This is a genomic window from Fischerella sp. PCC 9605, assembly GCF_000517105.1.
Taxonomy (GTDB): Bacteria; Cyanobacteriota; Cyanobacteriia; order Cyanobacteriales; family Nostocaceae; genus PCC9605.
Window position 1 is genome coordinate 74,811 of sequence record NZ_KI912154.1, and the last position, 23,991, is coordinate 98,801.

The following is a 23,991-nucleotide window of genomic DNA, read 5'->3' on the forward strand; positions in this document are numbered from 1 at the left end:
AGCGGCTTCCCGCAGGGTAGAACAAACAACAAACAACTAACAACAAATTCTACTTTCCATTCTTAACTGCGCCAATAGTTTGCAATAATTGCTTGGCTGTATAGGGTTTGGGTAAAAAGGCTTTGACACCGATGTCGCTAGCGGCGTTAACCTTATCAGTAGAAGCCAGTCCGCTGACGGCGATAATTTTGACGTTAGGATTAATTTTTTTCAAGGTACGGATGGTTGTTAGTCCATCCATAGATGGCATGAGCATATCTGTTAAGACTACAGAGATTTCATCGCGATGTTCTGCGTAAAGGGCGATCGCTTCAATGCCATCGCTGGCTGTGATTGCTTTGTAATTATAGGTTTCTAGGGATGTTTTGGTAATGTCGCGAATGGAATCTTCATCGTCCACAACCAAAATTAATTCGCCGTTCCCCGAAGGTAATTCCATTTCTCGTTCTTCTGAAATTTCTGGTGTTTGTTGTGCTGGTAAAAACACTTTAAATTCACTACCTCTACCAACTTCACTGTAGACACTGACAAATCCACCGTGGCTTTTGACAATTCCCAGTACTGTAGAAAGACCAAGTCCAGTACCTTTGCCGAATTCTTTGGTAGTAAAGAATGGCTCAAAAATACGATCTAATATTTCCCGATCGATGCCAATTCCTGTATCAGCAACGGTGATGACTACATAAGCACCCTCTCGTGCATCAATATGCATTTTGGCGTAATTTTTATCTACTAAAAAGTCTTCCGCATAAATGGTTAAATTACCGCCATTAGGCATAGCGTCACGGGCATTCACACATAAATTCATTAATACTTGATGCAGTTGGGTGGCATCACCATATACAGTCCAAAGGTTTTGCGGTATGTGAGTTGAAACATCTATAGATTTGGGAAATGTTTCTTTCATTACTTGCTGAATTTCTCGAACTAAGTGCTTTAATTGCACTAAGGTGCGATCGCCTTCGATCCCACGAGTAAAAGATAGAACCTGCTTGACTAGATTTGCTCCCCGTTTGGCATTGCTGATTAATATCGGCAAAAGTCGCTTACTGCGCTCATCGTGCAACTGTGATTCTAACAGTTGTGCTGTCATCAAAATCGGTGCTAGAACATTGTTGAGGTCATGGGCAATACCGCTAGCTAATGTACCAATACTCTCCAAACGCTGGGCACGTAAAAATTGTGCTTCTAGTTGTTTCTTTTGGGTAATATCAGTATTGACGATTAAAATAGTTTGTCTTCTTTTATCAAACTCTCGTACTAGTGTCCAGCGGCTTTCGACGATGATTTCTTGACCAGATTTTGTTCTTTGGTGTAACTCTCCTTCCCATGCACCATTTTTCATCAAAATGGTGAGAGCTTCTTGTAATTGAGATAAGTTTTTTTCTTGCCAAAGTTCTGATACTTTTTTACCTATAGCTTCTTCTTTTCTGTAACCGTAAAGACGCTCAGCTGCTTTATTCCAAAATAGAATTTGATTATCTAAATCTTGTACAAAAATTGCATCTGTACCGACATCTAACAGGGCAGCTTGTTCGCGAATTTTCTGCTCAGTTTGTTTGCGTTCTAAAGCATAGCGAATAGAACGCTCTAACAAAGGTGCAGTCAATTGGCTTTTTTCAAGATAATCTGCCGCCCCGGCTTTCATCGCCTCTATGTCTATTTCTCGATCTCCTTGACCGGTGAGCAATATTATCGGAACTACACAGCCATTGGCAATAGCTTCGCGCAAAAGTTCCAATCCATTGCCATCACCTAAACGATAATCAACAAGATAGATATCATATTGTCCAGAAGCGATCGCATTTCTGGCAGCTTGATAAGTATCTACCCATGTCAACTCGCAATTAACTACTTGAAATTCCCTGAACCAATCGCGAGTTAATATATAATCATCTTCATCGTCGTCAATGAGAAGAACTTTGATCGGGTTGTCTTTCATTGCTGCCTCCCAGGCTTATAGCGGCAGTTCTACAATTTCAAACCAGTACTTCCCTATAGTCCTCATCACTTCAACTAAGGCGGCAAATGTCATCGGTTTGATGATAAACGAATTTGCTCCCAAATCATAGGTCCGATAAATATCTTCCTCTGCTTTGGAGGTAGTTAGTACCACGACTGGAATTTGCCTTAGTTCCGGGTCATTTTTAATTTCTTTGAGCGCCTCACGACCATCTTTTTTGGGCATATTTAAATCTAACAAAATCAAACCCGGACGAGGCGAACTTTTAGGATCGGCATATCGACCACGCTGATATAAATAATCCATCAACTCCTCTCCATTCCTAACTATATGTAGGTCGTTTGCGAGGCGACTTTCTGCTAATGCCTCACGAGCCAACATACAGTCGTCCTCATCATCATCGGCCATCAAAATTGTGATGGTAGTTTGCCGACCCTTCACTCTGCATTTTCTCCTTATGCGATGCTTATAGGATTAATTCATTATTAAATTGCAACAAATTTTATGGGTAGGGTTGTAAAATCACAAAATATATATGGGGGTATAATAAACCTTTAATTGTGAAGAAGATCAAGAATCGAGGTTAAGTGGTAACGAAACGATAAATTTCGCCCCTTCGCCTGGTTTACTACTAGCGGTGATGCTCCCCTGATGACGTTCAACAATTTTCCGGCAAATCGCTAAACCTATACCAGTACCCTCATATTCACTGCGACCGTGCAGACGCTGAAAAACATTAAAAATGCGATCCAAATACTTTTCGTCAAATCCAATACCATTATCTTCCACAATGATTTGACATTGCTCAGTACTAACGGCTACTGGATCTGATGAATTCGATAAAATCTTACTATAAATTTTGACAACGGGTGGTACTTCCGGACGCTGGAATTTCAGGGCATTACCGATGAGATTTTGCAACAATTGCCGCATCTGGAGGGGATCGGCTTTTATGATGGGCAACTCGCCTACTTCTATGGTTGCTTGAGTTTGATGAATGCTGATTTCTAAATCAGATAGTACTTCTTGTGTTACCTGAAAGAGATTCACCGCGACAAAAGGCTGCGCCCTGGTAGTGACTCGCGATAAACTTAGCAAATCTTCAATCAAAGTTTGCATCCGGCGAGCAGCATTTTGCATTCTGTCTAGGTAGTCGCGTCCTTGTTCACTCAAGGTGTCTCCACAGCTGGCCTTAAGGCGATCGCCAAATGTTTTAATTTTCCGCAGTGGTTCTTGCAGATCGTGAGAGGCAACAAAAGCAAATTCTTGCAGTTCTTCGTTGGAACGGCTGAGTTCTTGCCGTTGGCGAGTCTCTTGTTCTAAGAGTTTCGCTTGGGCGAGGGCAATGCTGATTTGATCTGCCAATTGTCGCAACAGTTCGGTTTCCCAGCTATCCCAGTGGCGGGGATGGGCACACTGATGGGCAATCAACAGTCCCCACAGTTGATTTTGCTGGATAATCGGGACAACTAGGTTAGCTTTGACGGCAAATTGTTGCAAAAATTCCACATGACAAGGTTGGATCTCAGCTTGGCTAACGTCATCGATGGCACTAACGCGCCCACGACGGTATCTTTCGATGTAATTTTCACTAAAGCAATAGTCAATAATATTCCGCCCTAGAATTACTGGCCAACCAGGAACCACTGCTTCTTTAACCACAGTTCCAGAACCATCAGACAACAGCCGAAAAATTAATACTCGGTCGGCGTGTAGTAGGTTTTGCACCTCCTTGACGCTAGTTTCGAGAATGTCATCGATTTGTAAAGACTGGCGAATTTTCAGGGTGACATCAGCAAACAAGCGCGATCGCATGTTTTGGCGCTGTAACTCTTCTTGCACCCGTTTGCGATCGCTAATATCCATCATCGCGCCAATCATCCGTACAGGTTTGCCTGTACTGTCGTGAACGACATAACCGCGATCGAAGATATAGGCATAAGAACCATCAGCACGACAAAAACGATACTCATTTGACCAGAATTGTTGACCGCTATCAATCACAGCGTGAATTTCAGCAACGATTCTCTCTCTTTCATCTGGGTGTATATGTTCACACCACCAATGATTATTGGTAATAATTTGCTCTGGCGAGTAACCAAAAAGTATTTGCACATTCTCATTCCACCACACCTGGTCGGTCAGCAAATCCCAGTCCCAAACAGCATCTGTGGTAGCACGAGCCAGGATTTGAAAGCGTTCCTCACTCTGACGCAATTTTTCCTCTGCTAGTTTGCGTTCGGTAATGTCTGTATGGGAACCTGCCATCCGCACGACGACGCGATCGTTTTCATCCCACAACGCCTGCGCGCGATTCAAAATCCATTTGTACGTGCCGTCTTTACACCGGACGCGGTATTCGGTTGTGTAAAATGGGGTTTTTTTGGCAAAATGATCGGTAACAGCCTGCATCACCCAGTCAATATCATCGGGATGGACGCGACTTATCCATTCATCTAAATGGTTAGAAATTTCGTCTTCTTCATAACCAAGCATTTCTTTCCAACGTGTTGAAAAGAAGACTTCATTAGTTTTGACATTCCAGTCCCAAATACCATCATTAGTACCCCGCACAGCTAGCTGCCAGCGTTGTTCACTTTCTTTGAGTGCGTCTTCCACTCGTTGGCGTTCGATCGCCGTAGCCAAAACGTTAGCAGTTGCTTGCAAGAAGTAAATATCATCCCTGCTAAAAGTCCGCTGTGTGGTTGTGTGTACCCCTAAAACACCAAAAGGACGCTCTTTGCCATGAATAACAACGCTGAGACTGCTAACGATTGGATTCTCTAGCAGTAGTGATGATTGCTGGAAGCGAGTTTCTGTGCTGAGATCGGTGACAATCACTGGTTCTTTGACAAGCAGTGTGTAACCAGCTTGGGAATTTGTGCCGGCGCTGATAGTGGTTTCTCCCACAAGCCCTTGCGGCCAACCTACTGCTGCCCGCAGCAATAACGTAGTTTCATCTGGCAACATTTCCCAGGCTTTGCAATACTCTACTTCCAGACATTGGGCAACCAAAGTAACTGTTTGCTGCATCAGCGAGGTTAAGTCTGTACCAGCAAGTGCTGTTTGACTGAGTTCTGCTACCAGCGCCTGCTGGTTGGCATGAATTTCTAAAGCTTTTTCCGCTTGCTTGCGCTTGGTGATGTCTATATCTACTCCCAGCATCCGCACTGCTACCCCAGCGGGATCGCGCAAGACAACGCCTTTAGCTGCTATCCAGCGAATTGCACCATTCGGCAAAACCACACGAAATTCGATATCGTATTCTGCCCCTTCTTCAATAGCTTGTTTGAGTGATTGATTGATGAAATCACGATCTTGGGGATGGACGCAGTTAATAAAAGTTTCGTAGGAACTTTCAAAAGTATCCTCTTCTAAACCAAGGAGGGTTTTGAGGTTATCTGACCAAATAATTTTATTAGTTAAGAAATCCCGATCCCAGGTTCCCATACGGGCAGCTTCTAATGCCATCCGCAGTTGCATTTCCCGCATTTGCGCCTGTTCTGTCTGCTGTCGCAATGCCTGCATGGCCTGACTCGCTGCTAAAAGCCTCTGCACTCGCTGACGCAGTATCGGCCATTTAATTGGTTTGGTAATGAAATCTGCTGCACCCACTGCAAAAGCTCGTTCCAAGGATGCTTGGTCGTAAAGAGCTGTAATCATTAATATGGGAGTGCGATCGCCACCAGGGAGTGTTTGTAATTGTGCACAGCAGCTAAACCCATCCATTTCTGGCATGAGGGCATCTAACAGCACCATATCTGGTTGCAGTTGAGTATAGACTGCCAGCGCCTCTGCACCGTTACTTGCCTCTGCTACTCTATACCCTGCTGTTTCCAACAGTTCGCGCAGCTGCATCCGCAGCATATAATCATCATCAACAACCAGAATCAAATTAGTCATTAGTCAAGAGTCAAGAGTTATTAATCATTTTGACAAAAAATTTAATTATTATTTGTCATTAGTCATTAGTCATTTGTCAAAAGCTAATGACTAACGATCAATGACCAATGACTATTGACTAATAACCACATGCAGTGTTTTTAATAACTCCTGTGCAGTGTATGGCTTGGGTAAAAAGGCTATGTACTTATTACTGTTATTGAGTAATATTTGTTCACTTGTTGTCAATCCACTCACAGCAATAATATGCAAGAGGGGATTCATTTTTTGCAATGTGTTAATTGTGGTTTTGCCATCCATATTCGGCATCATTATATCTATAATTGCGGCACTAATTTTGTCTTTGTGCTGTGCATAAAGTGCAACTGCTTCAATACCATCACTCGCAGTCAGCACTTTATAATTATGATTTTCTAAAGACGTTGTAGTAATCTCTCTGATAGCGGCTTCGTCATCCACAATTAAAATCCATTGTCCTTGTCCTCGTGGCATTTCCAGATCTTCTGGTGGTTGAGTTATATGTGTCTGGATTGCTGGCAAGTATACTTTAAATTTTGTGCCTCGACCAAGGTTACTGGACACAGTGATAAAACCATTATGACCTTTAATAATACCCATGACTGTTGACAGTCCCAATCCCGTACCTTGACCAAATTCTTTTGTGGTGAAAAATGGTTCAAAAATTCGATCTAACAGTTCATTCGGGATGCCAAATCCTGTATCAGCAACACTCAGGACTATGTAAGAACCGACTTTGGCATCTAGATGCATTCTGGCATAGTTTTCATCAATAAAAATATTTTTAGCCGCAATTGACAAGTTTCCGCCCCCAGGCATGGCATCACGAGCATTAAGGCACAAATTCATTAATACTTGATGTAGTTGAGTGCTATCGCCACGAACTTGCCACAAGTCTGATTGAATTTCTGTGTTGATTTTGATTGATTTCGGAAATGTTTGTTCAACAATCTGCTTCATTTCTGAAATCAAATGTTTGACTTGCAGCACTGTGCGATCGCCCTCGATTCCGCGTGCAAAAGCTAGTACTTGCTTGACCAAATTTGCACCACGTTTGGCATTGTTTTCTACTATAGTTAGTATTTGGCGATCGCGCCGATCCTGGCATTTGAATTTGAGCAGTTGTACTGACATCAAAATTGGCGACAACACATTATTTAAATCATGAGCGATTCCACTGGCAAGAGTACCAATGCTCTCCATGCGTTGAGCGCGTAAAAATTGCTTTTCTAATTGTTTTTTCTGCGTAATATCGGTGTCAACAACCAGAATTGATTTTGGTTGCCCATATTCATCACGCACTAGTGTCCAGCGACTTTCAACAATAATTTTATTGCCAGATTTACTGTTTTTTTGTAATTCACCTTGCCAAGAACCACACTCTAAAACTGTATTATGAATTTCTCGCAGTGTAGATAAAGGTTCGTTATGTAAAAGTTCATTGGCATAACTGCCTATAGCTTCTTCTGAGCGCCAACCGTAAAGTTTCTCAGCACTGTTATTCCACAATAAAATCTGGTTCGATAAATCTTTCACTATAATTGCATCTGAGGCAATATCTAGTAATGCAGCTTGTTCGCGAATTTGCTGTTCTGCTTTTTTGCTGGCGGTGATATCTTCAAAAATATACAATCGTCCGAAATGCTGGTTATCATCATTATAAATGAGTGTAGAAAAACAGCGGATCACACGACCATTTTCTAAGAAAACTTCATCCTCACAAACACACTGCTGATCTGTTCCAGGATGAGAATAAGCAAACAGCGAAATCTCTACGAATTTTGAGCATTCGTGCATAACATCCTGATGCTTCAATTCGCCGCGTTCCATCCGCTCTTTCAAGTGCTGGATGCCGCAGATTTCACAAAATATATCGTTGAAATATAAAATTTCTTGAGTTTGATTTTCTACTACATAAAAAGCTAATGGTGAAACTTTAGTCATTGAACGCAAAAGTACTTCTTTCCACCGTAAACTATCCTCAGCTTGCCTGCGTTCTGTAATATCTTTTAAATAAACAGATAAGCCTTCTTTGGAAGGATAGGCGTGTGCTTCAAACCATGCATTTAGTGGTGGATAGAACTCTTCAAACTCAACGCTAATTTGTGCTGATACTGCTTTGTGATACTCTCGGTAAAACTTAGAAGCCTTTGCTTCAGGAAACTCCTCCCAGACATTTTTACCAAGCAGTTCTTCTCTTTTTCTCTGCAAGAATAACTCGGCTTGCTTATTAATATAAGTGAAGCGCCACTCACCATCTAAAGCCAGAAAACCATCAGTAATACTTTCAAAAATATTTGTAATTCTGTTTCTTGCTGCTTGTTCTCTTGAAAGCAGTTGCAGGCGTTCTTCCTCTATACGCTTGCTCTCGGTAATATCCTCTATTGCATAAGCAAATTGGGGAGCGCGATCGCAACACGTGGCAGCAATTGATGAAACTGTACCTCTAAGATATTTTTTCCCTTGAGGAGTCTCGTGGATATATTCAAAAGTAACAGGTAATTTAGTACGTTCAGCTTCACGGTAGTGATTTATCAACTGATGCACATACTCTTGGGGAATGCCTAACTCGCTAGCAAGACGATTTTGCATTGCTTGTGGAGTTAATCCAAAAAATTTTGCTGTCGTGGCATTATCAGAAATATGCAGGATATCATCATTGACAAGTTTTACTACTCCCATCATCATTGGCGTACTCTCAAAGAAGCTGCGGAGAGTAGATTCACTTTGATGCAGTGCTGTTTGTGACTGTTTGTATTCCGTCTTAATACTAGCCAGTTCGGTAAGACTTCGTCGCAATTCTAACTGCCTGACTACTAATCGACTAATTGCTTGCAATGCCTCTATTTGTTCGGGGGTAATTTCTCGGGGAACGCGATCTGCAATACACAGTGCGCCGATCGCCACCCCCTCTGGTGCAAACAAAGGTATGCCAGCATAAAATCTGACATAAGGATAAGATGTAACTACAGAATTATTCGCAAACCGTTCATCAGCTAAGGTATCAGGAATAGTCAAAACATCACCCAGATTCATACAAATGGGAGCGAACCCGATATCTATCGGCATTTCCTGTACATCTATTCCCACTTTGGCTTTGAACCATTGGCGATCGGCATCAATCAGACTAATAAGAGCGATCGGTGTGTGGCAAATCTGAGCAGCTAGATATACTAAATCGTCGAATGCTTGTTCTGGTAAAGTGTCTAGAATCTGATATTGGTGAAGAGCTTCTAGCCTCTTCACTCCATCATTATTAGGCACTAAAGTTTTCATGAGATTTTCCACTACTGCTGAATTAAGGCTTCCTTCGTCTAACTCGCTATTTTGGAAAATGCTGAAGCATGACGGTAAGTGATAAGGAAGGAATAAGGAATATCAGTTATGAGTCTCCTTGCAAGTGCCAATACATATGCCTATTGCTCATCTTAATCAGGAATTGGCCTGCTATTTACTAGGTAGTTACTGCGCTAGGTGGTTGATTCAAGTCACTATCAAAATCATTTAAAAGAGTAGCTAGATAACTTTGTCACTTCAACTATAGTAATATGCCTTAAGGATGATGACTAAGTCATTGGTTAAATTAAGTAGGATTACATAAAAAAACTAGAATTTGCGTATTGATTGGCATTTTTTTTATAGATGATGTTTATCTAAAAATAGCAAAAAGCTGTTAAATAGAGATTGTGGACAAAATAAGGTTGTATCAATAAATCTCTAGTAAAATATACTTTCGCAAGAGGTGAAGGAAAAACAATCCTTTTAACCCAAAATTCCCACCTTTTCACCCAACATTCTTACCTTCTACCGCGCCACTCGCCACAAGGGTGGCTTTGGGGTTCCCAACGCGCTGCTCGTTGCGCGTCTACAGAAACCTCCAAAGGCGCACTGGCTCCACAACTCAGAGGCTCCTCTTCTTTGTTATGACAACTAAATTTGCTTTCCCCATCAAGCCTAGAACTGAAGATAGCTTTGCCATTACCTTTGCGCCATTGTCTGTTGAAGAAATCTATCAACTAGCTAGCGAGCCAGCAAACGGGGCTGTAGTGATGATGAGCGGAATGGTTCGCAATCAAACTGATGGAAAACCTGTGGTTGCACTAGAGTATCAAGCTTATGAGCCGATGGTGCTGCGGTTATTCTATCAAATTGCTGCCGATATTCGACAAAAATGGACAGGTGTGAATCGCATTGTGATTCACCATCGCATTGGGCGTTTACAAATTGGCGAAATTAGTGTTTTAGTTGCGGTGGGCTGTCCCCATCGTTCCGAAGCATTTGAAGCTTGTCGTTATGCGATCGATACTCTTAAACACAATGCCCCGATTTGGAAAAAGGAGTGGTACAGCGGGCAAGATGGTAAGCTATCTAGTAGTTGGGTCAGTATCGGAGCTTGCGAACAAAACTGCTAAGGCGAAACATGGTTATTACTATGCGATCACCTACCGATACGATAGTTACTAATCAGACGCCGCGATCGCCAGCGACGCAAATGAGCACAACCCTAGTTCTTGTTATCAGGTTCAACGTGGTAACGAAGGTTGGGAGGTTCTACCTCCGGGCTATTGCATAAGCGTGCAAGATGTGAATCATTTTACTTGTTGATGAGTTTCTAATCAAGTAGATATACTCGATTTTGTGCGATCGCTTAATCATTCGTGAAAAACTAGAACCTCGATTTCTTAAAGAAATTGGGGTTCTGAAGCTTTCAATTCTCACACCTCAAATAGGATTGCTATTGTTGCTAGGTATAAAATCAATATCCCTTTCCACATGAAAAGGGATATTGCTTAAGAATTTTGTATTCGTTAACACAAATATATTTAACATTAGCCTGTTTTAGAAAGCGAAAGCCACACCTTTATTACCCATAAAGGTATGTACCAATCAATACCTTTCGGTTAAGGAGGAAAGGGAAAAGGGAAAGGGATGGATGTTTACCCTTTAACATGCATCCCAGCTATAACTCCAGATCGAAGGTGCTAATCCGAAAAGTATTGATGTACCAATTGATTATCCATTACCACAACCGCTAAATAGCCACCAGCGACTCACCACAGCCTGTAGTTTATCTACGTAAAATTGAGATTGCTCAGATGTCTGCATTCATACAAACCTGCATTCAATCCTGCTCCTGTTTTGTGAAGATAGACTGCGAAAAATATTGCAGACAAACTTTCAGCACAAATCTTTTTGTCAAGCTGCCTTTAGATAGATATTTGCTTGATGGATTGATTTACTACTTTAGGTTGATGCCCATGTATTCATCTGCAAATCAGGAGATATTTTGTAAACGACATTTTTCCTACAGGCGTAGCAATTTTTGACAAATGTCAGGTAAACACAACAATATAGGAATTATACTTATATAAAAAGTTATTTTTATGACTTTGTTTGCATAATATTTGTTTATAGAAAATTTATTGATGATAAACTAAGCTAAATCAATTTCTATATCTAAATGTATCAAGTTTCTAACAGTATGTAAAATTTAATGAATTTAGACTTTCCATGAAAGCCCTAATCAGAACCGGAAGAGTAAAAATACTTTGTGTCAAAAAATACAATGTATTTTTTTATTTCAATCAAGGTTGATAAATCTAGATAATTACGGATAGATTTTTAAGAAAAAATTAAACATTATTCTTATCAATGGTTTGTGAACAAAAAAATTATAGTTGAACAATACAGGCAGTGCGATCAAATACAACAGGATTTGAGATGAACACTGTTTAAATATTAGCGTGTCGGTTTGATAAGTATTTTTGTTCAAAATCTAACTTTTGCGATAATTGGATGCTAATCAATCCATCCTTTTTTCGGTAACTTCTCGTTCTTAAAGTCGCTGCAAAATTCAAGCATAGACTCCAGAAAGAGCTTGGTTATTATTCTCAGCTTTATCTTCTTTTTGTGCCAACAGAATAGATAAAGTGTAGATCCATACTGTTAGGAAGTAATGGCTTGATTTCAAAATATCGGGTGTAGATGTCTGTAGAAGTCTAAAATTCTGCTTCTTACAGATTTAGTAGAGTTTATCATTTGTCTTTTGTAATACTCATGACAAATGATTTAATCTCTCATGAAAACTAACATCATTTTGCTTAAATATCAAAAGTTTTGCTGTAAGTAATTGCTAATCAAGTAAATGGTATTAGCAATTAATTTTTGGCTATTTGTAGCTACCAGTATTTCCTTTTATTTAGGCAGATATTACTTAATCACGGGATTTAATTTTGCCGTGTAACCTTGATTTACGGAGTAATTATGAACGCATCAATTTTCTCAGAATTATACTGCCCATTTCCGTCTCAAATTAACAAGTATGTTGATGTTCTAGAAGATAATGCTCTTGAATGGGTCTTGCGTTTCAAGCTCTTGGCAGATGAATCCAGTTATCATCGTTTCCGCAAATCAAAGTTTTTTTTACTATCAGCAGGTGCATTTCCTGAATGCGAATTTGAAGAGTTAACAGTTGTAAATGATTGGGTGACTTGGCTATTTATTTGGGATGACCAATGCGACATGTCAGATTTAGGGAAAAAACCTGAATTAGTTGAGTTTTTTCACAATAGATTTCTAGCAATCTTAAAAGGTGCAGAGCTTACCAGCAATGATATACCCATTAGTTATGCTTTAGGTAACATACGACAGCGAATACTTCAAAAAGGAACTAAAAAATGGTTTGATTACTTCGTTAACGCTGTTGAGAACTATTTTGATGGATGTATCTTGGAGGCAACAAACCGCGCACAAGGAATTGTGCCCAACGTAGACATTTATACAAAGATACATATGTTAAGTGGTGCAATGGAATCTAGCATGGAATTCATTGAATTTTGCAATCATTTAATCATTCCCGATTTTGTCAGAGCAAACGATATTGTGAGAACGCTCACAAACATGACGAATAAAATTGTTTGCTGGTGTAATGATATCTTTTCAGCATCCAGGGAAATGGCAAGTGGTGATGTTCACAATTTAGTATTAGTACTGCATTATCAACAGGAACTTTCTCTGGAGGAAGCGATGAAGCGTGCTGTTGAAATGCACAATCAAGAGGTACAAGCAATGATAAATTTAGAATCTTCTCTTCCATCTTTTGGAAAAGAAATAGATGTTGAACTGAACAAATATATATCAGGGTTGCATTCATGGATAAGTGGCAACCTTGATTGGTCTTTTCGCTCTGGTCGTTATCAGAATGTAGAAAAACTAGAGTTGCTCAAACTATAAGGCTAACCGCAAGTTTCTAATCATCCAATCCCACTCCATGCTAATAAAAGTTGTTCCAAAAGCAAGGGTGGGATACTAGCACGATTTGGCGAGGAAAAATCAGATGTCATTACCTAATCCTCTCAAAACTCCATCTTTTCTTCAAAAACTCCAGTGGATTGTTGATCCTGTGGGATATATGGAAAAAGCGGCTCAGCAATATCCCGACATTTTCACTGCTAGTGTTGTTGGTTTTGGGGATACTATAGTCTTCGTGAGCCATCCTCAGGCAATTCAGGAAATTTTAACCAACGATAGACAGAAATTTGCAGCAATCGGTGAGTTGAATAGAACTTTGCAACCATTATTAGGGGATTATTCAGTTCTCATGCTGGAGAGCGATCGCCACAAACAGCGACGACAGCTTTTGATGCCCCCTTTTCATGGAGAGCGAATGCGAGCCTATGGTCAGTTAATCTGTAATATTGCTGAAAAAGCCTTGGCTCAGTTACCACAGGGTAAACCTTTCTCTGCTTGGACTATCACGCGGGAGATTTCTCTGCAAGTCATTTTACAGGCTGTCTTTGGCTTGTATGAAGGGGAACGCTGTCAACAAATCAAGCATCTCATAGGGTTAATGATGGATGCCTTTGACTCACCACTTACCTCTAGCTTTCTGATTTTTCCCTTCTTGCAAAAAGATTTAGGAACTTGGACTCCCTGGGGAAAATTTCTGCGCCAACGGCAGCAAATTGATAAACTGCTGTACGCTGAAATTGCTGAACGACGGCAGCAACCCGATTCAAATAGCGTCGATATTCTCTCTTTGTTGATGTCAGTTCGGGACGAAGAGGGTAAAAAGTTGACAGATCAAGAGTTGCGTGATGAGTTGATGACTCTGATGATTGCCGGACATGAAACTACAGCAACAGCAATGGCTTGGGCTTTGTATTGGACTCACTACATGCCACAAGTGCGTGAAAAATTACTGGCAGAACTTGATCGTTTTAGTGATTCCCTTGATCCCATAAACATTTTCCGCCTGCCTTATGTCACAGCTGTCTGTAATGAAAGTTTGCGGATTCACCCGATAGCGTTTTTCACGCTTCCAAGGGTAGTGCAAGAACCCGTAGAACTACTAGGACATTACTTAGAGCCTGGTACAGTATTGTTTTGCAGCATTTATCTTACACATCATCGTGCAGATTTATATCCACAGCCAAAGCAGTTTCAGCCAGAGCGTTTTCTCGAACGCCAATTTTCGACCTATGAATTTTTTCCCTTTGGTGGTGGTGCTCGTGGCTGTATTGGACAAGCTTTGGCTATGTTTGAAATGAAGCTAGTATTGGCAACAATCCTGTCAGGCTATCAACTGGCACTGGCAGATCCTCAACCAGAGAAACTTCAGCGTCGAGGTGTTGGGCTTGCACCTGCCAGAGAGGTTCAGATGGTAATTACAGGACAGCGTGCAAGTCGAGAGTCTCAACTGTCTATGGTAGCTACACCTGCCCTATAATATATCCTTCACTGTTGCATTGGAATTTCAATCACAAACTCAGTTCCTTCTGCAAGTGTAGAATCACAAATTAACTGACCCTTGTGTTTGTCTACAACTATTTGATAGCTAATTGACAATCCCAACCCTGTACCACTTCCGATTGGCTTAGTGGTAAAAAATGGGTCAAAGATTTTCTGTTGTATCTCAGGATTTATACCAAGGCCATTATCAGCAATGCGAATTCTCACGCTATGCTTGTCTGCGATCTCAGTAGAAATGCGAATTATAGGGGCTGAGAATTGAGAATTGAGAATTTCCTCATTACCCATTATCCGTTCCTTATTACCCTCATCCAATGCATCGATCGCATTAGAAAGAATATTCATAAACACCTGATTTAACTGACCGGCGTAACAAGTTACTTCCGGCAGTTGCCCATATTCTTTGATGACTTCTATCTCGGAGCGATCGCTCTTTGCTTTCAGTCTGTGTTGCAAAATCATCAAGGTGTTATCGATGCCTTCATGAATATCTACAGGTTTCATTTCCGCTTCATCCAAGCGGGAAAAGTTGCGTAAGCCTAGAACAATATTACGGATGCGCGATGTTCCGATCTTCATTGAATCCAAAAGCTTTGGTAGGTCTTGTAGTAGGAAATTTAGGTCAATTTCCTCCGATTTTTCAGCAATTGTGGGAGAAGGATTGGGGTAATCCTGTTGATAAATAGCAATTAAATCCAGCAAGTCTTGGACATATTCCCTAGCATGAGCAATATTGCCATGAATAAAGTTGATGGGATTGTTGATTTCATGGGCAATTCCCGCTACCATTTGCCCCAAGCTAGACATTTTTTCACTTTGGATCAATTGGGTTTGGGTGCTTTGCAAATCAAGTATGGCTTGTTTCAAGCGCTGATTTTTTTCATTGAGTTCCTGTGTTCTCTGTTCAACTTTCTCTTCTAAGGTATGGCTGTATTCTTCCAAGTGTTCTTTTGCTTGTGCCAAATCCTTGTAGAGAATCGCATTCTCTAGGGAGATTGCTGCTTGGGTGGTAATGACTTTCAGAAGTTCTAGGCGATCGCGTGTAAATGCTCCTGTTGTTAGATTATTTTCTAGATAAAGAATACCGAGGAATTTGCCTTGATTGGTAATCGGAGTACATAATAGGCTCTTGGGTCGCTGACGGGTGATATAGCGATCGCTTGCTACCGACTCTTCCGTCTTGGCATCATCGATGACACAAATTTCTCGTGTGCGTTTGACGTAGTTAATTAAAGTAATAGGAAGGTCATCGCTGAATTCAAGGGAAGTGGATGGAAATTCTGTGTAGGTAGGTGCAGAAGTAAAACTGGAACTGATGCAGGCAACCGTTAAGTCCAAATTATCACCTGTGTTCAACACTAAAGCACATTTAGAGGCTCCTGCGTTTTCCATGACAACTTTCATTAAAGTAGAAAGCAACTGCTCCAGTTCAATTTCCCCAGAGAGTGCTTGAGAAGCTTTAATCACAGCTGCTAAATCCAAAGAGTCAGAAATGCTTGTGTGAGAGCCTATGACAGTATGATGGCTGCTTGTTGGAGTAGTTAGGGATGTGGTATGAGCAGTGGTGCTTTTATTGCTAGAATAAAGGCTTGGTTTTTCGTGCTGGAGAATGGGAGCAAGTAATTGGGGATAGCGTTTGGCCAAATCGTCAACTTTGGCTTTAGCTCCCCAGCGAACATAGCAATAATAAGCATAAGTGAGGTAAGTTTGGGCAATCTTCTGTTTGCCCCATTCTAGATAGAACCTAGCTGCAAGTTCGTTAGCGAGAGCTTCTTCATTGATGTACTCGTGTTCTTTGGCAAGGGCAATGGCGCGATCGTAACAGTCAATGGCTTCGAGATATTCACCCTGAACTCGATGCCGTTCTGCCTCTACTAAATAATATTTGTGTAAATAATTCATGGGAGCATGATGCGCCCATTTCTGCATTTTGTTCTGATTGACTTGTACTCTATTAAGAATGCACTGTTGGTCTGGTTGGGTTGCTTCAGCATACATTGCTAAGCGTGCTAGTGAATCATAAAAATGGAACAGAGCAGCAACTATTTGTCCTGTACCACCCGCTAAATATTTTTCTGCCAGTGTGGCATTTTCAACTGCTTGAGAGAAATCCTGAAATAGATAAGACAAATGTAGTTTGCTGCAATATAAATGAAACAATCCTCCTAAATCATTAACTTGCTGATGCACTCGCAACATTTTTTCCTCATCGTAAAAATCACCGATTAAACAACAAGGATTTTCAACGGTTGTTAGCAAGTTTGAGACAGTTTGCCAATATATTCCATGCCAGTTCAATACTGTTAATTGATTTAATTGACGAATAGCATTACTGTAATCGGCCATTTCTTGTTTTAGTTCTGCTAGTTCTCTCCCGATGAAATATGAACAGTAAGCATATCCATAAAGAGAATAAGCAGCATATTCTAAATCTCCCGTTTCTAATCCAACTGAGTAAGCTTCCAACAAAGGTTGCAATATTTCCCTAACATGCTCCTTCCAATGCACAATACCTGTATTACAGGTCAAAATTGTCTTTGTTTTTACTGCTGGAGTATTGAACTTAGCCAGAAGACTCAAAGCTAGTTTGCCAAATTGATAGCCACACTCAATGTCTCCTAATATGCCGCAAAGAATTACCCCATAGTTAGTGTATGCATAGGTAGACCAGAAAGAATTACCGTATTTGAAAGATAAACTAATTTGTTTAGATACACACAGTGGATAAAGAGTGGGAAAAGCTTGATAAATAAAGCCCAATGTACATGATAGGATACTCATCGCTGCGAGAGCATGAGGTTCTGTCATGTCCGGCAGATCAATTAAGTCTTCGATGCGCTTCCCTGCCAAATTTGATGTTATTTCTGCTATCGCTAATTGCATATCAGATTCGCTGGGATTTTCAGGAAACTCTACCTCCAGCAACATTAGAACTGCTAGCGCGGTATTTACAGCTTCTAATGCTTGGTTTTGCGCTCCATAAGCTTTAATTTTGACTTCATAAACTTTCACTTTCTCCAGCAGTGTTTTCGCTCGTGCCAAAACTACCTGGATAAACTGCTCAGTCTGTTCAAAATTGCCAGCCAAGAATGCTGCCTCTGCTGTTGTTTCATATAAAGATAGAGTTAGCTCGTATTTTTTCTCCCAGCTATCAGCTGCTAATAGTTCAATGCCAGTTATTAAATACTTAATTGCTACTGCATAAGCTGTTGATGCCAAGGCTTTACATCCGGCAATTAAGTTCATAGTAGCCAGTTGATCGCGTTCAGTTTGTACAGTGATTAATTCTACTGCTGTATTGAATTGATTAACCAGAGCAAAAATGTTTTCTTCGCGCTCTACATCTGGAATTTTATTCAACAACAATTGACCAATTTTTAGATGAATTGCTTTTTTTGTTTCTTCAGGTATTAAAGAATAAGCAGCTTGCTGTACTCGGTCATGTACAAATTTGTATTTGGGTAATTGGGTAGATTTTTCCCTCTCACCCACTGACAATATTTCATTACTATTATCTGCAAATAATTTATAGTCTTCACTTTGAGGTAAAATTAACCCTTCATGTAAAGCTACCCATAAATCGGATGCCGTGTCTATTGCATTTTTTTCAGATACGATAGAAAGAGTTTTTAAGTCAAATTGATTGCCGATACAAGCTGCCAATTTGAGAATTTCCTGGGTATGTCTGGGCAGCTTCTCTATTTGAAGTGACATAAATTCTACAACATCGTCTGTAAGAGACAATGACATTATTTCTGACAGGTTATACTGCCAACGCCCAAGGTCAAACTGGAATTTAATTAGTTCATCGGCATGCAAAGACTTGAGAAATTGATTGGTAAAGAAGGGATTACCTTTAGTTTTAGCAAATACCATTTGGGTCAGAGGAACAGCTATTGCTTCAGAGCAATGGAGAGCATCAGCAATCAAACGGTTTACATCACTCTGATTTAACGCTTTGAGAGTAATAGTATGAATAGTGTTTCCATTTTTTTCGATTTCATTTAGTGCTAAATAAAGTGGATGAGTTTTGGAGACTTCGTTATCCCGATACGCACCAATCAGCAGGAGACTTCCTTGAGTTCCGCCTATTTCCTCTGTCTCAGATTCCCCTAAATCTTCCTCAAGGAAAGATGTGGTGGGGTAGAACAAAGGAGACGGAGTAGAACTCAATAGTAATTGGATGAATTTCAAAGAAGCTGCATCGGCCCATTGCAAGTCATCTAAAAAGATTACTAAGGGATGCTCTTTACTGGTAAAGACTTGGATAAATCTCTGGAACAACAAATTGAAACGATTTTCGGCAGCATTGCCCGAGAGTTCAGTAACTGGGGGTTGCTTGCCAATAATTTGTTCTAGTTGAGGAATTACATTGATGATGACTTGAGCTTGATCGCCTAAGACCGTCAAAATTTTAGCTTTCCATATTTGAATTTGAGCATCAGACTCAGAGAGCAGTTGTCTAATTAAATCCCGAAAAGCTTCTATCCATGCTAAAAAAGGGATGTCACGTTGGAACTGGTCAAATTTTCCTTTGATGAAGTAGCTGCGCTGACGGACGATGGGTTTGTGGACTTCGTTGACAACAGCTGTTTTCCCCACACCAGGATCACCTATGACTAATACCATTTTGGCCCCCCTGTAACCCATACCATTTGCTAAAACGGGAGAAACCTCTGCAACACGCTGACTTACCTTGTTAAGGGGAGATTGAGGAGGATTGGCAACACTCTCAAAAGCAGCGAGAAGGGTTTCTACTTCCCGTTGACGACCATATAGTTTTTCGGGAATGAGAAAACGGTCTGGGATATCCCTAGTTGCTAACTCGAAGAATGTTATTTTTCCAGTCTCTTGCCACTGTCGTTTGCACAGTTCTAGGTCATGCTTTAAACCCAAGGCACTTTGATAGCGATCTTCAGCATTTTTTGCCATTAGTTTGCTGATAATGTCAGACAAAATTGGGGGAATGTCAGACTTAATACAGCTGGCTTTTGGTGCTTCCTTAGCAATGTGACAATAAACTAACTCCATTGAGTCAGTCGTGGTGAAGGGTAACTGTCCTGTGAGAAGTTCAAAGAAGGTAACACCGAGGGAATAAAAATCGGTACGGTAGTCAATACCTCGGTTCATTCGTCCAGTTTGCTCTGGGGAAATGTAAGCTAACGTACCTTCTAAAACATTGGGATTGGTGAGGCTTTGAATTTCTCTTGGCAGGAGAGAGGCAATACTGAAGTCGATAATTCTGACCTCTTTTGTAGTGGAATTGATCAGAATGTTGGCAGGTTTAATGTCTTTGTGAATGACACGCTGGCGATGCAGTTCGTCAAGGATGGAGGCAATTTGAATGCCTATGTTAAGAAAATTATTTACAGAAATGCCATGTAAATTCTCTAGATTTATCTCCATCCACTGCTGAAGGGAAATGCCGCCAAAGTCCTCCATAACTATGGCGTAACCGTTGCGGTAATTTTCTAAGCTATAGGTTTTGACGATGCCAGAAAGGTCAAGGTTTTTGGTGATATTATACTGATTGCGGAACTGGGCAACTTCATTAAAACTGGGATATTCATTCCGCATCAGTTTGATGATGACGGGTTTTTGGTCTTTTTCTCTGATGCCGCGATAAACAATAGTTCTGCTACCCGAGTAGATTTGCTCAGTAATGGAATAACCAGGAAAGGGAATAATTTTATCCAATGACACTAACATTATTGTTTGCCGAGTCTTATAGCTTGATATCTGTGATTTAGTATTCCCATTGAATAAGCGCCGCTATCATTGCTATCCGTCAAATTATGTGTATTTTGTGCAACATATACATGAACTCATATATCAGCTATGTGAAATTATGGAAATAGTAAACCTCTACAGAACATGGGAAAAGCTTAAATAAGTTTGAAGCATCTCAAAATCTTGAGATGCTTCAAAATAGGAAGTTTTGCACTTCCCGTCAAGTTTGATAAAAGTTTTAGTTAATGCTACTTGATTTTCTGTTTAATAAAGGTTACAACCTGGGCTAGCTGTTTCTTCAAGCCATCTATTTCCGCCTGCATTTTGGCAATTTTTTCATTCAGTGCCTGAATTTCATCACCAGAAGAAGCTATTCCGACATCAGCACTTGGTGTCACACCATTAGGTGTCGCTACCGGAACAGATTCTTGGCGCGGTTGTTTAGCTTTTGTCATTGCTGACTTAATTGCGCCAATTAGTTGCTTTTGGTCAAAAGGTTTACCAAGAAATTCAAAATTTTCAAAGGGTTCTGAGATTTTTTCCGTCACCTCTTCTTTACGACCAGACATGATCACTAGAGGTATCTTCTTTAGGTCGGGTTGAGATTGAATTTGCTGGAAAACTTCCCAACCGCTAATTTTTGGTAACAGGAAATCCAGCATGATCAGGCTAAATTTCTCCTGACGGATTAAATTCAGTCCTTCTACACCGTCTTTTGCTTCCATTACATCGAAGTTACCCGGAGGCAACATTTCTCGTACTTTTACCCGGACAACTGTAGTGTCATCGATAACTAGAACTTTGTTACTTACCACGACTGCTTGCTCTAACAGAAACTTTAGGTTTTAATGGCGGTTTTACCGCTTTTCGGCTTTTGAATTCTCCCACTATATCCAATATTTATCTTGTTTGGGGAATAGTATTTTCTAGGAGAACTTATTACTCATATAAGTGTTTTACCTAACTTCGGCTGATGTTGGTTGCAATTTGTGTCATGGTGATAAAAGTAGACTTCTTGCAGAAGTCGAGAAAAGGGGAAGGAGTAAAAAATTCCTTTTCCCTTTACCCTTTAACCTTTCCCTCAGCCGTAGGCTTTTCCTTTGCCCTTTACTTTTGCCCCCAGCTTAGATGTCCATGACCTCCTCCAAAGCAAACCAACTCAAGTCTGAAATTGCAGCTATGCCAGCGTGGTTGCGTCGCCCAATTGGCAAAGCTAGTGAACTCTCGACGGTACAACGTATTATCAAGCAGCGCCAAATTCACACTATCTGCGAAGAAGGACGTTGTCCTAACCGAGGGGAGTGCTATGCCCAAAAAACAGCGACTTTTTTACTGATGGGTCCAACTTGCACTCGGTCTTGTGCTTTTTGTCAGGTAGATAAAGGTCATGCACCAATGCCTTTAGACCCTGAAGAACCGCAAAAGGTGGCAGAGGCGGTACAACTTTTAGGACTCCGTTATGTAGTGCTGACTTCTGTAGCACGTGATGACCTAGCAGATCAGGGTGCTAGTTGGTTTGTTAAGACGATAGAGGCGATCCGTCAGTTGAACTCAGAAACTCAAATAGAAGTACTGACTCCTGATTTTTATGGGGAACGGCAACGCATAGCGGCGATCGCCAAGGCAAAGCCAGCTTGTTACAACCACAATATTGAGACAGTACGACGATTAACCGGGCCAGTACGTCGAGGAGCAAGGTACGATCGCTCACTTTTGGTTCTGCAAATCGTTAAAGAAATCGATCCTACTATTCCCACTAAGTCTGGTTTGATGTTAGGACTCGGAGAAACTGTTGAAGAAGTAATTGAAACAATGACGGATCTACGCAATGCAGGATGCGATCGCCTAACCATTGGCCAGTATATGCGTCCTTCTTTAGAACATTTACCAGTACAAAAATACTGGACTCCAGAAGAATTTGATCAGTTGGGTGCGATCGCGCGAAAAATGGGCTTTAGCCACGTCCGTTCCGGCCCTCTAGTTCGCAGTTCCTACCATGCTGGAGAGCAAGAGGAGGGGGCATAAAAATTATGAATTATGAATTATGAATTATGAATTATGAATTATGAAATTTTCAGCATTCATCATTCATAATTTTCACCAATTCTCAATGCCCAATGCCCAATTCCCAATTCCCCCCTCCCCCACTCTCCCACTCCTTCTTTAGGTAGGACTACCCAAAATCACGAAAATATTTTTAACGAATGTGGCGAATGGGGACATCTGTTTGGTATTTCTGAAGATGTCCTTAAGTTAGGAGTTCATCAAGATGGCTCAAGCAGATACTACAGCAGATAAACCCGTAGCTAAATCAACCACAGCTAAACCTCCCTATCCATTTCGGACGGGCTGGGCGCTGCTACTCTTAGCTGTCAATTTCCTTGTGGCTGCCTATTATTTCCACATCATTGAATAGTTAAGTGGTTAAACTTCTTGCATAAACTGGGAAAAGGGACAAGGTAAAAGGTTAAGGGTATTGTTTTTACGACTTTCCCTTTAACCTTTGACCTTTAACCTTTTCCCTCTTGATTCTAGTGTTGCTCAGATCGTGCCTCTAAATAAACCTTTGGGACGAATGAGCAGCACTAAAATCATGATTAGCAAAGCTACACCTTGTTTGTACTGAGAACCAAGCCAAGGCGTGCTGACTTCTTGGACAATACCGATGATAAAAGCTGCGGCGATCGCACCATAAGGATTGCCAATTCCACCCAAAATTACTGAAGCAAATAAGGGTAAAATTAGAAACCATCCCATGTTTGGACGCACCGCTTCACTTAGCCCCAGCATACTTCCACCAAGGGAAGTCAAACTGCCAGCAATCACCCAAGTCCACACTACAACATAGTCAACGTTGATACCAGATACTCTTGCCAAATCAATATCATCGGCGACGGCTCGCATCGCTTTGCCGATTTTTGTATTTTGGAGGAGGTAGTGCAGTACTAAAATTGCCAATACAGCTAAAACAAATACCAAAAGCTTGACTTGAGGAACCTTTATTCCTCCTATGTCCAAAGCTGGAGAGACAGGCACATTGTATTTTTGGTTGCCACCACCCCAGATGAAAATAATGCCATTGCGAAGGAATAGTGCTAGACCAATGGAGATAATAATAAAGGTTGTAGAAGTAGCGCGGATAGAACGCATTCTTGACCACAGCAATTTTTCCGACAACAGCATTGCCCCTACTGTTCCTAATGCTGCCAGTACCATCGACAGCCAAATATTAACCCCAAAGGTATTTACGAACAGCGTCAGATAAGCTCCTAAAGTGAGAAAGTCACCGTGGGCAAAATTAGACAACCGTAAAATCCCATAAGTTAGGGTAAGTCCAACCGCGCCTAAGGCAATAATACTTCCCACTGCAATGCCGTTGATAGTTAATTGAGGAAGTTGTGCAATCCAAGCGGCAAAAAATTGAGCCAATTGTGCATCCATAGTCTTAATTTAGTCGTAAGCAACTTACAGCATAAAGCTTTCAGAGTTTCTACAATAATTCTGGGTAATGCAGTCAAACTCGACACTTCCAGTTTTAGTTTATAAATATAGAAAGAGGAGTGCGTTAATATACATAGAATCTTATTCGCACTTCTGTACGAATCTAAACTTTTGAAGCGGTCTAG

General features: G+C 40.9%; 12 protein-coding genes. 5 read left to right on the forward strand and 7 right to left on the reverse strand.

Annotated features, from left to right (window positions below):
• Window positions 1–49: 49 nt before the first annotated feature.
• From FIS9605_RS0134425 to FIS9605_RS39530, 4 genes are all read right to left on the reverse strand, one after another.
• Window positions 50–1,942, reverse strand: a complete 1,893-nt coding sequence (locus FIS9605_RS0134425; protein WP_026736527.1) for a hybrid sensor histidine kinase/response regulator — start codon at window positions 1,940–1,942, stop codon at window positions 50–52.
• A gap of 15 nt (window positions 1,943–1,957) precedes the next feature.
• Window positions 1,958–2,404: a response regulator gene (locus tag FIS9605_RS0134430; RefSeq protein ID WP_026736528.1), complete on the reverse strand. Its 447-nt coding sequence runs from the start codon at window positions 2,402–2,404 to the stop codon at window positions 1,958–1,960.
• Window positions 2,405–2,533: 129 nt separating this feature from the next.
• Window positions 2,534–5,866 (reverse strand): PAS domain-containing protein, encoded by a 3,333-nt coding sequence (locus tag FIS9605_RS0134435; protein WP_026736529.1) that lies wholly within the window; start codon window positions 5,864–5,866, stop codon window positions 2,534–2,536.
• Between the two features lie 111 nt (window positions 5,867–5,977).
• On the reverse strand, window positions 5,978–9,160 hold the full coding sequence (locus tag FIS9605_RS39530; protein WP_082209952.1) for a hybrid sensor histidine kinase/response regulator: 3,183 nt from the start codon (window positions 9,158–9,160) through the stop codon (window positions 5,978–5,980).
• Between the two features lie 647 nt (window positions 9,161–9,807).
• Between FIS9605_RS39530 and FIS9605_RS0134445 the strand changes: the two genes are divergently transcribed.
• From FIS9605_RS0134445 to FIS9605_RS0134455, 3 genes are all read left to right on the forward strand, one after another.
• The gene (locus FIS9605_RS0134445) at window positions 9,808–10,296 is read left to right on the forward strand and encodes a molybdenum cofactor biosynthesis protein MoaE (RefSeq protein WP_026736530.1); all 489 of its coding nucleotides are present in this window, start codon (window positions 9,808–9,810) and stop codon (window positions 10,294–10,296) included.
• Between the two features lie 1,852 nt (window positions 10,297–12,148).
• Entirely contained in the window at window positions 12,149–13,117 is a 969-nt protein-coding gene (locus tag FIS9605_RS0134450; protein ID WP_026736531.1) for a terpene synthase family protein, read from the forward strand.
• 103 nt (window positions 13,118–13,220) lie between these two features.
• Window positions 13,221–14,612: a cytochrome P450 gene (locus tag FIS9605_RS0134455; RefSeq protein ID WP_026736532.1), complete on the forward strand. Its 1,392-nt coding sequence runs from the start codon at window positions 13,221–13,223 to the stop codon at window positions 14,610–14,612.
• An 8-nt stretch (window positions 14,613–14,620) separates the two neighbouring features.
• Here FIS9605_RS0134455 and FIS9605_RS0134460 read toward each other — a convergent pair whose 3' ends face one another.
• Together FIS9605_RS0134460 and FIS9605_RS0134465 are read right to left on the reverse strand one after the other, a co-directional pair.
• On the reverse strand, window positions 14,621–20,344 hold the full coding sequence (locus FIS9605_RS0134460) for an ATP-binding sensor histidine kinase (RefSeq protein WP_026736533.1): 5,724 nt from the start codon (window positions 20,342–20,344) through the stop codon (window positions 14,621–14,623).
• A gap of 269 nt (window positions 20,345–20,613) precedes the next feature.
• Window positions 20,614–21,180, reverse strand: coding sequence for a response regulator (locus FIS9605_RS0134465; protein WP_026736534.1), 567 nt, complete (start codon window positions 21,178–21,180; stop codon window positions 20,614–20,616).
• A gap of 319 nt (window positions 21,181–21,499) precedes the next feature.
• Between FIS9605_RS0134465 and lipA the strand changes: the two genes are divergently transcribed.
• Window positions 21,500–22,390 carry a lipoyl synthase gene (gene lipA, locus FIS9605_RS0134470; RefSeq protein ID WP_026736535.1) on the forward strand — a complete coding sequence of 297 codons (891 nt, stop codon included), beginning with the start codon at window positions 21,500–21,502 and terminating at the stop codon, window positions 22,388–22,390.
• Between the two features lie 244 nt (window positions 22,391–22,634).
• The gene (locus FIS9605_RS0134475) at window positions 22,635–22,781 is read left to right on the forward strand and encodes a photosystem I protein PsaX (RefSeq protein WP_026736536.1); all 147 of its coding nucleotides are present in this window, start codon (window positions 22,635–22,637) and stop codon (window positions 22,779–22,781) included.
• Window positions 22,782–22,906: 125 nt separating this feature from the next.
• Here the strand turns inward: FIS9605_RS0134475 and FIS9605_RS0134480 are convergent, their stop codons facing one another.
• Window positions 22,907–23,806: a branched-chain amino acid ABC transporter permease gene (locus FIS9605_RS0134480; RefSeq protein ID WP_051470300.1), complete on the reverse strand. Its 900-nt coding sequence runs from the start codon at window positions 23,804–23,806 to the stop codon at window positions 22,907–22,909.
• Window positions 23,807–23,991 lie beyond the last annotated feature (185 nt).

Bases quoted from the DNA above. Each gene is read 5' to 3' on its own strand.
- FIS9605_RS0134425 (WP_026736527.1), bottom strand. From the start codon at position 1,942: ATGAAAGACAACCCGATCAAAGTTCTTCTCATTGACGACGATGAAGAT.
- FIS9605_RS0134435 (WP_026736529.1), bottom strand. From the start codon at position 5,866: ATGACTAATTTGATTCTGGTTGTTGATGATGATTATATGCTGCGGATG.
- FIS9605_RS39530 (WP_082209952.1), bottom strand. From the start codon at position 9,160: ATGAAAACTTTAGTGCCTAATAATGATGGAGTGAAGAGGCTAGAAGCT.
- FIS9605_RS0134445 (WP_026736530.1), top strand. From the start codon at position 9,808: ATGACAACTAAATTTGCTTTCCCCATCAAGCCTAGAACTGAAGATAGC.
- FIS9605_RS0134450 (WP_026736531.1), top strand. From the start codon at position 12,149: ATGAACGCATCAATTTTCTCAGAATTATACTGCCCATTTCCGTCTCAA.
- FIS9605_RS0134455 (WP_026736532.1), top strand. From the start codon at position 13,221: ATGTCATTACCTAATCCTCTCAAAACTCCATCTTTTCTTCAAAAACTC.
- FIS9605_RS0134460 (WP_026736533.1), bottom strand. From the start codon at position 20,344: ATGTTAGTGTCATTGGATAAAATTATTCCCTTTCCTGGTTATTCCATT.
- lipA (WP_026736535.1), top strand. From the start codon at position 21,500: ATGACCTCCTCCAAAGCAAACCAACTCAAGTCTGAAATTGCAGCTATG.
- FIS9605_RS0134475 (WP_026736536.1), top strand. From the start codon at position 22,635: ATGGCTCAAGCAGATACTACAGCAGATAAACCCGTAGCTAAATCAACC.
- FIS9605_RS0134480 (WP_051470300.1), bottom strand. From the start codon at position 23,806: ATGGATGCACAATTGGCTCAATTTTTTGCCGCTTGGATTGCACAACTT.